This window comes from Mesorhizobium sp. P2_F8, assembly GCF_056403655.1.
In genome coordinates, this window is record NZ_JBFUFB010000003.1 from 313,885 (window position 1) to 329,419 (window position 15,535).

Below are 15,535 nucleotides of genomic sequence, written 5' to 3' on the forward strand. Positions count from 1 at the left end.
ACTTTGAGGAAGGTTGACTGGGTCGACGGTTGACGTCAAATTCCGATCAACTCACTTTCCAGCTGCGTTCCGAGTTGTTCTTGTTACCGACGGGATCCTGATTCAGACATTTTGCAACCTCGACAAACAGGCCAGCCAAAAGATTTCGGTCGGTCTTGACGTTGCTGAGATCGGAGAACATTTTCTCCATGATCATCTGAACGGTTTCATTCTTTTGCTTGATATCCTCGCGCAGCGAATGATCATTTCGATTCATCCGATCGGCAACATCGCGCTCAAGCTCGCTCAATTGATCCGACAACGCGCGCACCTGCTTTTCAAGTGCCTGATTTTGCTCGCGAAGATTCCGGTCAATCTCCTTGTCGGCCTCGGCTCGTGCGTCTTTTTCGTTCCGCAATTGCGCCGCAAGCGATTCGACCTGCTTCTTTGCATTTGACTCGTACATTTCGAGATTGCGCTTGGCCTCGGATTCGACATCCTTGAAGCGCTGCAAGAACCGTTCTTCAAGCTTGGAAAACCGGCGGTCATAGTCCTGCATCTGGTTGCCGAACAGCAGATCGCGTATCTTGTCGACACCTACAGCGTCGCCGGAGCCTCCGCCCTCTCGAGCCTGGGCCGCCATGAAGTTCAGCCCGTTACCCTCCGCATTACCCATCAGATTTACGTCCGCTTTAACTGCTGGAGAAGCGGCATTCGCAGATTCCTTGGCCATCTTTTTGCCCCAATTGCCATAGTGCAAAACTCGGAAACAGATAAATATGTCAGTAAATTAGCCATGCCGCAAGCTGGAATCTTCCTAGCTTAAGCCGATCCCAGCGTCCCTTTTTAACCTCGTGGACTAGCAACAATTGCACGAGTTCCGATTGGCGTCACTCCCGTATTTCTTTGTAGTGGCGGCCAGGGCCGACCAATCCAATCGCCCGTTGGACGAAACCTACTTGCCAGGGGAGTGAGACAAAGTCGGCTATAGCTGCTGGAACGCAAATAAGCTTCCAAGAGTCTTTCGATCCATCGCAGCTCGCTAACCTGTCGGCGCACATACTGCCTCACATCCAGCTGTATACTGAGACCATCGGCTTGCGATGCGGGCCCAAAGCTGGAAGGAAGGGTCTTCTTTCGGGACGGAGAATGGCTGTTCGAGAATGCCGGGGACAGCGACCGTTGTCGGCGGCAAGGCTGCCTGTTGCCTCTGTGGCCGAAACGAGGCGCGAAGCGGAAATTCACTTCCGCGCCCACGTCCTACCGCTCCTCCACGATCCGCAAATACGCCGCCGTCACGAACAGCACGATCAGCCCGAACAAGATCCGCCTGGCCCCTTCCGGCATTTGCAGGATGGTCAGCAACGTCGTCAGCACGGTGAGGATCAGGGCGCCGATGATGGTGCCGGTGTAACCGCCGCGGCCGCCGAAGATCGAGGTGCCGCCGATCACGGCTGCCGCCACCGAAGGCAGCACCAGCGGTTCGGCGAGCGACAGGGAGGGGGCCTTGATCAGGCCGATATAGAGCAGGCCGGTGATGCCGGCGAGCACGCTGGAGATGACGTAGAGCGCCGTGATGACCTGCCAGTATCGCACGCCGGAGAGGCGGGTCGCGCGCTCATTGTCGCCGACGGCGTAGAGCAAGCGGCCGAAGCCTGTGCGGCTCAAGGTGAAGACGATGAGGGCAGCCAGCGGCACGAACAGCAGCAGGGCGTTGGGCACGCCATATGTCAGGCCGGTGCCGAGCCAGGCGAGGAAGTCGGGGATCTTGGCGCCCGACGCGATCACCGTGCGCTGGTAGACCTGCAGGCAGCCGGTGCCGATCAGGCTGGTGCCCAGCGTCATGATCAGCGGGTGGACGCGGAAGACGCCGACGCCGATGCCGTTGACGAGGCCGATCAGGACCGCCGGCATCATTGCCAGCAGGAAGGCCACCGCCGGGTCCTGGTTGACGATTTGCGTGGCCATGATGAAGGCGCTCATCGTCGCCACCGTGCCGATCGACAGGTCGATGCCGCCGGTCAGCATGGTCATGGTCTGGCAGCCGGCGAGGATAGCCAGCGGTATGGCGAACTTTATCGTATTGGCGATCCAGCGCTCGTTGACGATGCCGGGGCGCAGTATCTGCAGGATCACCACCAGGATGACGAGCAGGATGATCAGCGGGATCAGCGGCCGGTCGGCCATGAAGCGCTTTACGCGGCGGCCGAAGGGGGCAGGTTGGGGAGAGATCGCGGTTGTGCTCATGACGCTCGTGCTCGCGATTGGTTTCGCCCGATGTTGGTTCGGTTGACGGGAGAGGATTGTGCTCCACGACGCCCCATTTCATGCCCGCTCATGACTGCCGGCTCCGCATGGTGATGAAGGCGCCGAACATCACCACGGCGACCATGATGGCGCCTTCGATGATGGCGGTGACGTTGGGGTCGATGGCAAGCAGCGTCAGGTCGGTGCGCACCAGCCGCAGCACGAAGACGGCGACGATGGGGCCGAGCAGGCCGCCTTTGCCGCCGCCGAGTGCGACGCCGCCGAGAACCACCGCCGCGACGCTGGCGAGCAGATAGGGGCCGGGAATGGGCGCACCGATACCGGTGCTCATGGTCAGAGCCAGCCCGCCAAAAGCGGCGAACAGGCCCGACAGCGCATAGGCGATGATGCGGGTGCGCGCGACTGGTACGCCGCTGCGGAACGCCGCCAGTTCGCTCGAGCCGATGGCGTAGATGGAGAGGCCGAGGCGGGAGCGCCTGAGCGGTATCCAGATGATGCAGAGGCAGACGATGAGCAGCAGCAAAGCCTTGGGCAGCCACGCATCGATGCCGTCGGGCAGGCCGGGTATCGACACCGTGCCCGAGATCAGCGTCTTCAGCCATTCGGCCGCGGCACCGCCCGGCGCATCGAGCACCAAAAGGGCAGCGCCTTGCAGTACGAACAAAGTGGCCAGTGTGACGACGATGTCGGGCACGCGGGTGACGACGATCAGCATTCCGTTGATGGCGCCGAGCACGAACCCCATGGCGAGCACGAAGGGCACCACGAACAGCGCGTATTCTTCGCTGGCGCCTGCCATCATCGAGGCGGCGGTGACGCTGGTCAGCGCCATCATGGCGGCGACCGACAGATCGATGCCGCCGGCGATGACGACGACGGTCTGGGCGGCGACCGCAAAGGCGTAAGGCAGCACGGCGCGCACGAGCGAGCCGAAATCGCCGCTGCCATAGGCCGGCTGGATCAGTTTTGTGATGATGAACAGGACGATGAAGAGGACGAACAGGCCGGCGACCCAGCCCTGGCGGTGCAGGAAATGGCTCATGGCGTCGTCCCCGGCGTGTTCGAGTCCGAGGAACTCGCGCTCTCCGGGGAAGAAGGGTGGGGGTCGGCCAAAATGCCGATGTCGGCCTTGGCGCCGCGCGGCAGGCCGTAGGCGGCGCGCATCAGCGCCGGCTCGTCGGCCTCCTCGACCGGGAAGATGTCGACGAGGCGGCCGCCGAAGATGACGATGACGCGGTCGCAGACACGCTGCACCTCCTCCAGTTCGGAGGTGTAGAACAGCACCGACTTGCCGTGGCCGGCGACCTCGCGCAGCAGTTTGTAGATCTCCTGCTTGGTGCCGACGTCGATGCCGCGCGTCGGGTCGAAGCACAGCAGGGTCCGCGTGTCGGCGGCGATCCAGCGGGCGATGGTCACCTTCTGCTGGTTGCCACCGGAGAGACGCTGCACTTCCCCTTGCGCGCGGGTGTCGATCTGCAGCCGCTCGATGGCGCTGACCACCTTGGCGCGCTCCTGGCGCATGGCAATCGGCCCCCAGTTGCGCAAGGCGGCGCTGAAGGGCAGCGCGATGTTCTCGCGCACCGAGCGCTGCATGGCCAGCGCCTCGGCGCGGTCGCCTGGCACATAGGCGAGGCCGGCGCGGATGGCGTCGATCGGATGGGAGAATTTCGCCGGCTGGCCGTCGACCTCTATTCCGCCGCCCGATGGCCGGATCGAGCCGGCAAGGGCTGCGAACAGCTCGTCCTGGCCCTGACCCTCAAGCGCGACGACGCCGGCGACCTCGCCATCGGCGAGATCGAAGGAGACGTCGTTGAGCTTGGTGCCGACGCGCAGATTGCGCACCGCCAGCCGCGGGCGGGCAGGGGCGGGCGCAGCCTTTTGGGCAGCGCTGCGGGCGGCGACATGTGTCTTGACGATGCGTGTGCCAAGCATCAGCTCGACGATCTTTTCCTCGACGCCGGGCACGATGTCGACGACGCCGACGGTCTCGCCGTCGCGCAGTACGGTGGCGCGGTCGCACAGCGCCGAGATCTCGACGAAGCGGTGGGAGATGAAGATTACCGCGCCGCCGCTGTCACCCTGGCGGCGCACCACTTCCAGCACCTTTTCGGCAAGGTTGGCGGGCAGCGCCGCCGTCATCTCGTCGAGCAGCAGCACGTCGGGCTCGACGGCCAGCGCACGCGCCAGGTCGAGCACGCGCAGCACGGCCAGCGGAATGTCGCGGGCGGTGTCGCGGATATCGAGATCGGGAATGCCGAGTTCGCGCACCCAGGCGCGGAACGGCTCGACCGGCGTGCCGGTCAGCCGCAGATTGGACAGGACGTCGAGATCGGGGATCAGCGACGGTTCCTGGTAGACGGGCAAAAGTCCGGCGCGGCGGGCGGCGGCGGGTGAGCGTATGTCGCGGGCCTCGCCACGGATCAGGATACGCCCGGCATTGGCAGGAATAGCGCCGGTCAGGATCTTCACCAGCGTCGACTTGCCGGCGCCGTTGGCGCCCATCAGCGCGTGCACCTCGCCCGGCAGCACCGACAGCGATGCGTTGCGCAGCGCGGCAACGGCGCCGTAATTCTTGGCGACGCCGGTGGCGTCGAGGAGCGGGTTGCTGGTCAAATCCGGTGGTTCTCAGGTTGCGTGCTCGGATCACTGCGAATGTCAGCGCCGCCCCTCACTGTCCTGCCGGACGACGACGTTCCTCTCCCCGTCTCTATACGGGGAGAGGATGCCGGCAGGCAGGTGAGGGGCGGCGCCGACCGACGGCCGTTAGCGAAAGCCAAGACTTACTCGCCCGGGCCCTTGCAGGCGACGATCTGGTCCTTGGTGTAGGTGGTCCAGTCGGGGATCGAGATCGAGACCGGCCATTCGGGGCTCAGCGACGGGTCGGCGGCGGCCTTCAGCTTGGCCTTGCCTTCGTCGGTGGCGTTCTCCCACAGCTGCGGCTCGACCAGCACGGTCTGCTGTGCCGGCTTCTTGCCGTCGAGGATCTGCAGCGCCAGCGTCACGCCAGCGCCGCCGATCGAACCGGGGTTGGTGACTGCGGCGCCGACGAGACCCTTGACCGAACTCAACTGGCCGACGAAGCCGGCATTGTCGGCACCGACGATCGGCACCAGCGGCGCCTGCGACTCGACCAGCGCGTCGACGATGACGTTGTCGATGCCGGAGGTCCAGATGCCGTTGATCGGCGTTCCCGTCGAGAGGAAGGAAAGGATCTGCTGCTTGGCCTGGTCCTGCTGCCAGCCGGTGAAGACTTCCTGTGCGACCTTCACGTCGGGGAATTCGGCCAGCGCCTTCTTGAAGCCCTTGTCGCGGTCGCTGTCGGCAGACGCGCCGGCGGCACCGCGCATGTAGAACACTTCGCCCTTGCCGCCCATCTGGCCGAACAGCCATTTGGCGCCGAGATAGGCGTACTGCTCCTGGTTGTTGGAGATGATGTAGGCCGACGGTTCGGTGACCGCCTGGTCGACGGCAACGACGACGATGCCGGCCTTGGTGGCTTCCTCGAGGCCCGCCTTGATGCCGGCCGGATCGGCCGGGTTGACGACGATGGCGTCGACCTTGGCGCTGATCAGGTTGCGGATGTCTTCGAGCTGGCCGGCCGCATCGGTGTTGCGGTGGGCGATGTTGAGCTTGGCGACCTCGCCGGAGGCCAGTGCCTGCGCCTTCATGGCGCAGACCATCTCCTCGCGCCAGCCATTGCCCTGCACGGTGTTGGAGATGCCTATGGTGTATTTGCCCGCGGCGGACGAAGCGCCCACTGAGGCCAGGAAGGCCGCGCCGGCAAGTAGCGGGACCATGGTCAGATATTTCTTCATTTCAGATTTCCTCCACATTGTTTTTCAGTTCAGTTCCAAGTCGTTAAACCGCGTCGCGCAGAAAGAGATTCACGCGGCGCGCCTTAAGTTCTTGTGCTTGTTCCATGCATGTCATTGTCCCAAAATCGCTCCTCCGCGCTTTGGGCGACATGCATTTGCGCCGTCATTTCACGAACGGACGCAGCACGTCGCGGGCAAGCAGAAAGCCCCGCTTCACCTGATCGTCGCTGCCTTCAAATCGCCTGTCCTCGTGTTCGATGATGATGGGTCCGTCATAGCCGGCCCGGTAGAGGCCGGAGAAGAAGCCGTTCCAGTCGACATCGCCGAGCCCCGGCATGCGCGGCACCTGCCAGCCTATGCCAGCCGAGAGGATTCCGCGCTCGTAGAGTCCATCATGATCAATCATCAGGTCCTTGGCGTGGGCATGCAGCATGTAGGGGCCGAATTCCCGGATGAAGCGGGCCTGGTCGATCATTTGCCAGACCAGGTGCGAGGGGTCGAAATTCATGCCGACATCGCCGCCCCACGCTTCCAGGATGCGGCGCCAGACCTGCGGCGAATAGGCGATGTTGTGCCCGCCTGGCCACTCGTCATAGCTGAAGATCATCGGGCAGTTCTCGAAGGCGAGCTTGACGCCATGGCCGCGCGCATGGGCGACGATTTCGGGCCAGACCTTGAGCGCCTCCTGCCAGTTGACGTCGACGGTCTTGGCGGCATCGCCGCCGCAGAACGTGTTGACGACAGGCACGCCCATATTGGCGGCCAGCACGATCACCTTCTTCAGATGGCCGATGACAGCCTCGCGGTGGGCGGCGTCGGGGTGCAGCGGGTTGGGGTAGTAGCCGAGGCCGGAGACCGAGAGATTCTTCTCGGCCAGTGAGGCGACGATCTCCCTGGCCTGCGCGGCGGTAGTCGAGGCGGCGTCGATGTGGCTGGTGCCGGCATAGCGGCGGCTGGCGCCCGACGATTTCGGCCAGCAGGCGATTTCCAGCGCCTCGAAGTCGGCGGAGCTTGCCCAGCCGGCGACCTCGCCAAGCGGCGTCTCCGCGAAGGGTGCGGTGAGCAGTCCAAGTTTCATCATGCCTCCCCTGAACAGTTCATCGTTTCACGGAACGAGGAACCGTTCTATCCCTTTGTTTTTGAGGCAATTCCGGGCGGAAAGCCGTTTCACACTTTTCCTGGAATTGCTCTCGTCGTGGCTTCATGACCGACTTCCACTATGCCGATTGTGCGGGCCGCTTCAACCGTACCGCCTCGCCCTGTTCCAGACTGTGCCTGACGGCGGCCATCGGATCGTCCGACAGCAGCTCGCCGAGCGTTGATGTGACGGACCTGCGGAACACATCGTTCGCGGCAAGGCCGGGCTCGAAAATCGTCTCGATGGCAAGGATGCCGGCCACCAGTGCCTGTGGATCGCGGCCGGTTGCGTCCGATATGTCGGCGACCTTGCCGGCATAGGGGTCCGACACCGGCCAGCGTTTGCCGAACCGTGCCGAGGCCTGGATCAGGTAGGCCATCCAGCCGGCGACCGGGAGCGCCAGCAGCGCGATGCTTTGGCCCTGGCTCAGGCGGTCGCGGATCGGGTTGAGCAGGCGCTGGACGATCTTTTGCGAACCGTCGGTGGCAATCTGGTGGTTGCGGTGGCGGATCGCGATGTTGCGCAGCCGGCCGAGGCTCTGCGCGACATAGGCCAGCGGTTCCATGCCCGGCACCGGCAGCAGCGTCGGCAGCGTCTCTTCGACAAGCATGCGTTGCACAAAGGCCAACAGCAGCGGGTCGGCGATGGCATCGAATGTGTGTTCGAGGCCGGCCAGCACGCCGAGCGTGGCAAGCGTCGTCTGGGCGCCGTTGAGCACCCGCATCTTGAGATGTTCGAACGGCGTGACGTCGTCGACGAAGCTGGCGCCGACCCGATCCCAGCGCGGCACGCGGCCGGCGAATTTCTGCTCGATCACCCACTGCCGGAACGGCTCGCCGACGACGACCGCCGCATCTCGGTAGCCGAAACGCTGCTCGACGCCGTCGAGGTCGGCTTGCGTGACCGCCGGCGCGATGCGGTCGACCATGGCCGACGGGAAGGCGGCGTTGGCCGAGGTCCAGTCGGCAAGGCCGTTGCCGCGCCGTTCGGCAAAAGCCTGCACGACATTGGCCAGGATAGTGCCATTGGCCGGGATGTTGTCGCAGGAGAGCAGCGTCAGCGGCCGGCCATGTGTCGCCCGGCGCAATTCCAGCGCCCGCGCCAACAGGCCGGGCACACTGCGTGGCTTCTCGGGGTTGGCGAGGTCGTGGACGATGTCGGGATGGTCGAGATCGAGTTCGCCGCTGGACGGGATGTGGCAATAACCTTTCTCGGTCACCGTCGTCGTCACCAGCTCGATGTCGGAGGAGGACAGCACATCGAGCGCGGGTGCGGCACTCGCCTGGCTGTCGACTACCTCTATGATGCTGCCGATGACGCGCGCCTCGACATTGCCGTTCTCGCGGATCAACCGCGTGTAGAGACAGCCTTGCCGGCCAAGTGTGTCGTCAAGGCTGGGTGGCCGGATGTTGATGCCGACGACGCCCCAGCGGTCGAAATGGCTGGCCAGCAGATCGTCGGTGTATTCGGCCTGGTGGCAGCGGTGGAAGGCGCCGACGCCGAGGTGCGCCATGCCGGGCGCGAGCGCCGCGCGGTCATAGGCCGGTTTCTGGACGGCGGCAGGCAACCGGGCGAGCAGCGCCGGCCCAAGTGTCTCGGGGGAGGGGGCGACGCTCACCGGTTCGCCCCGATCACCCACTGTTCCTGGTCGACCAGCGTGCCGGTCATCGGTCCGGCCGCGTCGGAAAGCAGGAAGACGGCGAGGTTCGCCACATCGCTTGTCGAGAACAGGCGGCCGAAAGGCTGCGAGGCCTTGGCGGCGTCGAGCCAGCCCGGACCATTGCCGAGCGTCTCGGCCTGCATGGTGCGTTCGGCCGGTGTGTCGGTCCAGCCGACATTGATGCCGTTGACGCGGATGCGGTCGAAGCGATGGGCGTTGGCGGCATTCTTGGTCAGCGTCGCCAGCGCGCCCTTGGTGGCCGAGTACACCGCGAGCTCCGGCGAGCCGCAATGGGCATTGATCGACAGGATGTTGACGATGGCGCCGCCCTGGCCGCGCTTCTTCATATCGGCAATCGCCGCCTGCATGAGGAAGAATGGTGCGCGCGCATTGACGGCGAACAGCGCTGCCCAGTCATCGAGGTCGGCATCGAGGAAGGACGCGCGGTCGGTCAGGCCGGCGGCGTTGACAAGGCCATCGATGCGGTCGAAGCGATCGATGCAGGCTTGCGCCAGCAGGGCAGGGGCTTCGGGGTCGGAGAGGTCGGCGGCGACGAAAACAGTGGGCGTGCCGAGCCGCGAAAGCTCGGCTGCCACGGCATCGCCGCGCGCCTTCTCGCGACCGGTGACCAGCAGACCACCGGCGCCCGAACGCGCAAGCGTTTCGGCAATCGCTCGGCCAATGCCTTGCGTCGCGCCGGTGACCAGCACCACCTTGCCTTTGATCTGAAGCTCCATTCCTCCTCCCGGAACAAAGTTTCTATTTTTCGAAATATGGAACGTCAATTCCCGGCAGTCAATTGTGCCAGCAGCGCCTCATTGGCCGCGGCGCGCGACGACTGCGTGGACCAGCGCCATGCCGACGGCCAGCGACGCCGCCAGCGAGCGGAAGCCGGCAAAGTCGGATTCGACCACCTCCAGCCAGGTGTCCGACAGCCGGATCAGCGGGCTGAAGGTGCTGTCGGTGATGGTGACGATGCCGGCGTTGCGCTCATGCGCCACGGCGACGAGGTCGGGTGTGATCGAATTGTAGGGGCTGAAGGACACCGCCAGAACGGCGTCCTGCCTGCCGATGCAGCCGACCTGGTCGAGCGCGGTGGAGCCGACATTGTCGACCAGCACGTTGCGCACGCCCTGCTGCGAGAGCGTCAGCGACAGATAGGTGGTGACGGGGAAGGCGCGCTTGGAGCCGATGACATAGATCAGGTCGGCGGCCGCCAGCAGCGTCACCATCTTCTCGAAACTCTCGATGTCGAAATCGCTCTCGACGCGGCCAAGCGAGGCCTGTGAGGCGCCGACCATGCCGTGCAGGAAATGCAGGTCGGCGTTGGGTTCGCTCCGCTGCTCGCCGCGTCCGTCCGGCCACGACCCCTTGATATGGTCCTTGAACAGGCCCTGGAAATCGGAAAAGCCGGCATAGCCGAAGATCTGGGCGAAGCGTACCAGCGTCGAGGGCTGCACGCCGGCCTGTGCCGCCACCTGCGCGATGGTGCCGAGCGCGACGTCGCTCGGATGTTGCCACAGGAAGATGGCGACCTGACGCAGCCGCTTGGGGAAATGCACGGTGCCGGACGACAGCACCGCGCGCAACTCCTCATAGGTCTGCGGCTGGATGTAACCGAGTGCCGCCAGCGAGCGTCCGCGTTTGCGGGTCGCCGCCTCGTCTGCAACGGACCGTCCCGATGTTTTGCCTGCCCCACTCATGATTTCAGGCTAGCGCGGCACGATCGTTTTACAATATGGAAATTGGAAATCGTGTTCGAAAGCGCTGGCGGTGTTATCGGCTTGCACCCCCCAGAAATCGCCTGTCCGGAGGAGTTTGAAAAATCATGGTCTATGCAACATCGGACGGCTCGACACGCCAACGCTTGCGGGTCGGCATGGTTGGCGGCGGCCGCAATGCCTTCATCGGCGCCGTGCACCGGCTGGCCATGCGCCTCGACGACCAGATCGTTCTGGTCGCCGGCGCGCTGTCCTCCGACCCGGAGAACGCCGCCGCATCGGCCGCCGAGATCGGTATGGCGCCGGAGCGCAGCTATGCCGATTATCGCGTGATGGCGCAGGCCGAAGCCGCGCGACCGGACGGCATCGAGGCCGTCGTCATCGTCACGCCAAACCATCTGCATGCACCAATCGCGACAGCCTTCCTCGAAGCCGGCATCGACGTGATCTGCGACAAGCCGCTGTCGACGACGCTGGCCGACGCCGAAGCGCTGGTGGCGCTCGCGCGGTCGAAGAAACGCCGCTTCGTCGTCACTCTTAACAACACCGGCTACGCCATGGTCCGCCAGGCGCGCGAGATGGTGGCGGCGGGCGAACTCGGGCGCATCGTGTCGGTGCATGGCGCCTACATACAGGACTGGCTGACCAGGCCGATCGACGCCGAAGGCCAGAAGCAGGCGGAGTGGCGCACCGACCCGGCGCGCGCTGGGCAGTCGGCGGTGCTGGCCGATATCGGCGTGCATGCCTTCAATCTGGCAAGCTACATCTCGGGCTGTGAGGCCGAGGCGGTTTCGGCCGACCTGTTCACCGCGGTGCCGGGGCGCCGGCTCGACGACAATGCGCATGTGCTGGTGCGCTGGACCGGCGGAGCGCGCGGCACAATCCTGGCCAGCCAGACATCGCCCGGCCACTACAATGATTTGTCCGTGCGCATCTATGGCGACAGAGCCGGGCTGGAATGGTCGGGCGCGCGGCCTGAGGAACTGCGCTTCTCCATCTACGGCGAGGAAAGCCGCACGCTGGTGCGCGGCGGCCATGGCTCAACGCAAGAGAGCCGGCGGGTGTCGCGCATGCCGGCGGCGCATCCTGAAGGTTACATCGAGGCCTTCGCCAATTTCTACCGCGACGCCGCCGATATCATTCGCGCGCATCGCTCGGGCGCGGCGGTCGATCCGGCCCGAGCGGCGCAAGTGCCTGACGTCGTCGACGGCGCGCGCGGCGTGAAGTTCGTCGCGGCGGCGGTGGAGTCGAATGCGGCTGGTGGAGCGTGGACGCAAGCCCGGTTCGGGTGAGAGCGAGGCGCGACCCGATCCGCCCAAACATGACCGCTTCTATCCGGGCCGGAGAGCCTCTAGACTGACGGCTGGTCATGACGAGGGGGGCGGCATGGGTCTCGACAGACGGCATTTGGTGCTTGGCGCCGGCGTGCTGGCGTTGTTGCCGGCGGTACGAAGCTTCGCCGCCGAGACGCTTGAGGACATCAAGGATCTCAAGCCCGGCGAGTTCACCTGGCATCCGGAACGCCAGAAGAAGGGGCCGGTCGCCATCATCGTCTCCTTGCCGCAGCAACGTGTGCATGTTTATCGCAACGGCGTGCGCATAGCAGTCTCGACCTGTTCGTCCGGCAAGCCCGGACATGAGACGCCGACCGGCATCTTCGTCATTCTCCAAAAGGACAAGGACCACAAGTCGAGCACCTACAATGATGCGCCGATGCCGAACATGAACCGGCTGACATGGTCGGGTATCGCGCTGCATGCCGGCAATCTGCCGGGCTATCCCGCCTCGCATGGCTGCGTGCGGCTGCCGCTCGCCTTTTCCAGCAATCTGTTCGGCATCACCCATATCGGCACGCCGGTCATCATTTCGGGCGCGCGCGGTGACCCGGCCGAACTGACCAATCCCGGAATGGTGCTGGGTGGCTACGCGGCCGGGCAGTTCCAGAACGTCGTCGCTTCCAAGGACGGCCACAAGCGCGCCGCCGACTGGGTCGAGCCGGAGGACTTCCCGGTCACCTCGATCATCGCCTCGTCGGGCGACAAGCAGATCATGCTGATCGAGAACGGCGTGGTCGTCGCGCAGGCGCCATTGACCATCACCGGCTCCGGCGGGCTTGGCAGCCATGTGCTGACCTTGCAGGTGGCGGGAGCCGCCAATGACTGGCAATGGGTCGACATCAGCCGCAGCGCCAGTTCCGGCTCGTTCTTCAATAATGAGCAAGACATGCTCAAGCGGCTCAGCACGCAAAAGAGCTTCCTCGACGCCATGCAGGCGAGGATGCATCCGGGCATGGTGATGGTGCTCACCGACGCGCCGCTGCATCCCGATAGCCGCTCCGGCCAGGACTTCGTCGTCATGTCGGCGACGGACTGAGGAGGTTTCCGCTTACGGCGGTCGCGCACGAGGGCGACTTTGACCCAGCTTGAGTGGTTTGATCCGAGGCGGATGGGCTGGGAGGGCAGGTTCAACAGGGGCAGTTGCCCTCGGCCCGAACCAGGCGCGTTGCGGTCAGCGGTTCTGATCCCATCCTGCCCGAATATTGCCTTTCCGTGTCCCTTTCCCGGTTAAAAAAGTATCATCCACTGCCCTGAATCGTGGTGGCGCCTGCTGTCATGAGCCGGTAGCGTGGTCTCGAAATGCAGAGCCGAAACCAATTCGGCCGGTTAGGGAATGTGGGTCGAACGCGGCAACGATCCGTGCTGGCCCGGAGGAGACGGACATGGAACCGGACCTGGAAGTTGTCCAGATACGACGCGGTGAGTCCTTCAAGGCGTGGTCGCATGGCTACCCCTTCCACACGGTGCGTTGGCATTTCCATCCCGAATATGAACTGCATCAGGTGATCTTCACCAACGGCCGCTATTTCGTCGGCGACTTCATCGGCGAGTTCGAGCCAGGCAATCTGGTGCTGACCGGACCCAACCTGCCGCACAATTGGGTGAGCGATATCCCGAGGGACAGCTCCGTTCCGCTGCGCGGCCGCATCATCCAGTTTTCGGAAAGCTTCATTGGTGATGCCATGCATGTGCTGCCGGAACTGGCGGGGCTCGGGCCACTGCTCGAGGCGTCGCGGCGCGGCGTGCTGTTTTCCAGCCGCACCAGCAAGGAGCTGGCGCCGCTGATGGAAGAGATGATGCAGGCGCAAGGCGTGCGCCGCATCGAGCTGTTCATGATGATATCGGGCCTGCTCAGCCGGGCCCAGGAGTTCCAGCTGCTCGCCAGCGCCAGCTACCGGCCGGATCCCTCGGGCTACATGACCGCCGGCATGAACAAGGCGTTGGCTTATATCCGTGAAAACCTGACGCAGCTGTTTGACGAGACGGATCTGGCGGCCATCGCCGGCCAGTCGACCGGCGCCTTCTCACGCTCGTTTCGCCGCCACACCGGCATGTCGCTGGTGCAATATGTCAAGCGGCTGCGCATCAACCTCGCCTGCCAGATCCTGATGAGCGACGAGCAAGCCTCGATCACCGACATCTGCTACGAGGTCGGCTTCAACAATCTGTCCAATTTCAACCGGCAGTTCTTGGCGGAGAAGGGCATGCCGCCCTCGCGTTTCAGGCGCCTGCTGGCCGACAACATCAACGCGGGAAAAGCCGCTTAACGGAGGAGCCAGGGAGGACCCAAGGGAGGAACCACATTTTTCGCCTGACAACGTGGCCCGCATAACGCGGTCCGCGATGGAGAGCGCTTGTCCTAGAAATCCTTCGCCAGCGGAGGATGTCGGCGCGGCCAAGAGGCGGTGCCGGGCCCTGGTTCCCAATTGCAGTTGGGGCGAGGGCGGAGGCGTGTCTTCACAACATAGCAGTCAACGACCTTCTTACAACCATATCCAGAAACGGAGAAGACCGAATGACCCGATTTTCATCTTCATTGAAGTCCGCCGGCATGGCAGCAATTGCGCTGTCGCTGCTGGCCGGCACCGCCGCGATCGCAAGGGCGGCCGAGGTCACCGACGCCACCGTCGCCTTCCTGATGCCCGACCAGGCCTCGACCCGCTACGAACAGCATGACTATCCCGGCTTTGCCGCCGAGATGAAGAAGCTGTGCCCGGGCTGCAAGGTGCTCTACCAGAACGCCGATGCCGACGCTTCGCGCCAGCAGCAGCAGTTCAACTCGGTGATCTCGCAGGGCGCCAAGGCGATCGTGCTCGATCCCGTGGACTCGACCGCCGCCGCCTCCCTAGTCAAGCTGGCGCAGAGCCAGGGCATCAAGGTCATCGCCTATGACCGGCCTATCCCGACCGCACCGGCCGACTTCTATGTCTCGTTCAACAATGAAGGCATCGGCAAGGCGATCGCCGACTCGCTGGTCGCGCATCTGAAGGCGCTCAAGGTCGATCCGGCCACCGGTGGCGTTTTGCAGATCAACGGCTCGCCGACCGACGCGGCGGCTGGGCTGATCAAGAAGGGCATCCATGAAGGCCTCGACAACAGCGGCTACCAGATCCTGGCCGAATACGACACGCCGGAATGGGCGCCGCCGAAGGCGCAGCAATGGGCCGGCGGCCAGATCACCCGCTTCGGGCCCAAGATCCTCGGCGTCGTGGCCGCCAATGACGGCACCGGTGGTGGCGCCATCGCGGCCTTCAAGGCAGCCGGCGTCGATCCGGTGCCGCCGGTGACCGGCAACGACGCGACGATCGCCGCCTTGCAGCTGATCATCGCCGGCGACCAGTACAACACCATCTCCAAGCCGAGCGAGATCGTGGCGGCGGCTGCTGCCAACGTCGCCATCAAGCTGCTTTCGGGCGAGACGCCGAAGGCCGAGATGACGCTGTACGATACGCCGTCGCAGCTGTTCACGCCGGCGGTGGTGACGCAGGAAAACCTGAAGGCCGAGATCATCGACAAGAAGATCAACACCGCGGCCGAACTCTGCGTCGATCGCTACGCGGAGGGTTGCAAGAAGCTGGGCATCGGGAACTGACCGCGACCCTTGCCCCGTTCCGCTG

General features: G+C 64.4%; 13 protein-coding genes. 4 read left to right on the forward strand and 9 right to left on the reverse strand.

What is annotated here, in order from left to right; genetic code table 11:
* Positions 1–46 precede the first annotated feature (46 nt).
* The 9 genes from AC1DZP_RS08820 to AC1DZP_RS08860 all read right to left on the reverse strand — a co-directional run bounded on the left by AC1DZP_RS08820 (position 47) and on the right by AC1DZP_RS08860 (position 10,563).
* Positions 47–712 carry a hypothetical protein gene (locus AC1DZP_RS08820; protein ID WP_095091773.1) on the reverse strand — a complete coding sequence of 222 codons (666 nt, stop codon included), beginning with the start codon at positions 710–712 and terminating at the stop codon, positions 47–49.
* A gap of 527 nt (positions 713–1,239) precedes the next feature.
* A complete protein-coding gene (locus AC1DZP_RS08825) occupies positions 1,240–2,226 on the reverse strand; it encodes an ABC transporter permease (RefSeq protein WP_477301648.1) in 987 nt (328 codons plus the stop codon).
* Positions 2,227–2,314: 88 nt separating this feature from the next.
* Entirely contained in the window at positions 2,315–3,289 is a 975-nt protein-coding gene (locus AC1DZP_RS08830; RefSeq protein ID WP_477301650.1) for an ABC transporter permease, read from the reverse strand.
* The gene (locus AC1DZP_RS08835) at positions 3,286–4,860 is read right to left on the reverse strand and encodes a sugar ABC transporter ATP-binding protein (RefSeq protein WP_477301652.1); all 1,575 of its coding nucleotides are present in this window, start codon (positions 4,858–4,860) and stop codon (positions 3,286–3,288) included. The genes AC1DZP_RS08830 and AC1DZP_RS08835 overlap by 4 nt, the downstream gene beginning before the upstream one ends.
* A 167-nt stretch (positions 4,861–5,027) precedes the next feature.
* Complete coding sequence (locus tag AC1DZP_RS08840; RefSeq protein ID WP_095091300.1) at positions 5,028–6,062, reverse strand: ABC transporter substrate-binding protein; 1,035 nt, start codon at positions 6,060–6,062, stop codon at positions 5,028–5,030.
* Positions 6,063–6,225: 163 nt separating this feature from the next.
* Entirely contained in the window at positions 6,226–7,140 is a 915-nt protein-coding gene (locus tag AC1DZP_RS08845; RefSeq protein ID WP_477301654.1) for a sugar phosphate isomerase/epimerase family protein, read from the reverse strand.
* 139 nt (positions 7,141–7,279) lie between these two features.
* Positions 7,280–8,818, reverse strand: a complete 1,539-nt coding sequence (locus AC1DZP_RS08850) for a mannitol dehydrogenase family protein (protein ID WP_477301656.1) — start codon at positions 8,816–8,818, stop codon at positions 7,280–7,282.
* On the reverse strand, positions 8,815–9,597 hold the full coding sequence (locus AC1DZP_RS08855) for an SDR family oxidoreductase (RefSeq protein WP_477301658.1): 783 nt from the start codon (positions 9,595–9,597) through the stop codon (positions 8,815–8,817). The genes AC1DZP_RS08850 and AC1DZP_RS08855 overlap by 4 nt, the downstream gene beginning before the upstream one ends.
* A 78-nt stretch (positions 9,598–9,675) precedes the next feature.
* Positions 9,676–10,563: a MurR/RpiR family transcriptional regulator gene (locus AC1DZP_RS08860; protein WP_477301660.1), complete on the reverse strand. Its 888-nt coding sequence runs from the start codon at positions 10,561–10,563 to the stop codon at positions 9,676–9,678.
* A gap of 125 nt (positions 10,564–10,688) precedes the next feature.
* On the opposite strand from AC1DZP_RS08860, the gene AC1DZP_RS08865 reads away from it, so the two are divergent.
* From AC1DZP_RS08865 to AC1DZP_RS08880, 4 genes are all read left to right on the forward strand, one after another.
* Positions 10,689–11,873 carry a Gfo/Idh/MocA family protein gene (locus AC1DZP_RS08865; protein WP_457151768.1) on the forward strand — a complete coding sequence of 395 codons (1,185 nt, stop codon included), beginning with the start codon at positions 10,689–10,691 and terminating at the stop codon, positions 11,871–11,873.
* A gap of 94 nt (positions 11,874–11,967) precedes the next feature.
* Positions 11,968–12,954, forward strand: coding sequence for a L,D-transpeptidase (locus AC1DZP_RS08870; RefSeq protein WP_457151767.1), 987 nt, complete (start codon positions 11,968–11,970; stop codon positions 12,952–12,954).
* Positions 12,955–13,300: 346 nt separating this feature from the next.
* Positions 13,301–14,185, forward strand: a complete 885-nt coding sequence (locus tag AC1DZP_RS08875; protein ID WP_457151766.1) for a helix-turn-helix domain-containing protein — start codon at positions 13,301–13,303, stop codon at positions 14,183–14,185.
* Positions 14,186–14,433: 248 nt separating this feature from the next.
* Positions 14,434–15,510, forward strand: coding sequence for an ABC transporter substrate-binding protein (locus tag AC1DZP_RS08880; RefSeq protein WP_457151765.1), 1,077 nt, complete (start codon positions 14,434–14,436; stop codon positions 15,508–15,510).
* The last annotated feature ends 25 nt before the right edge of the window (positions 15,511–15,535 follow it).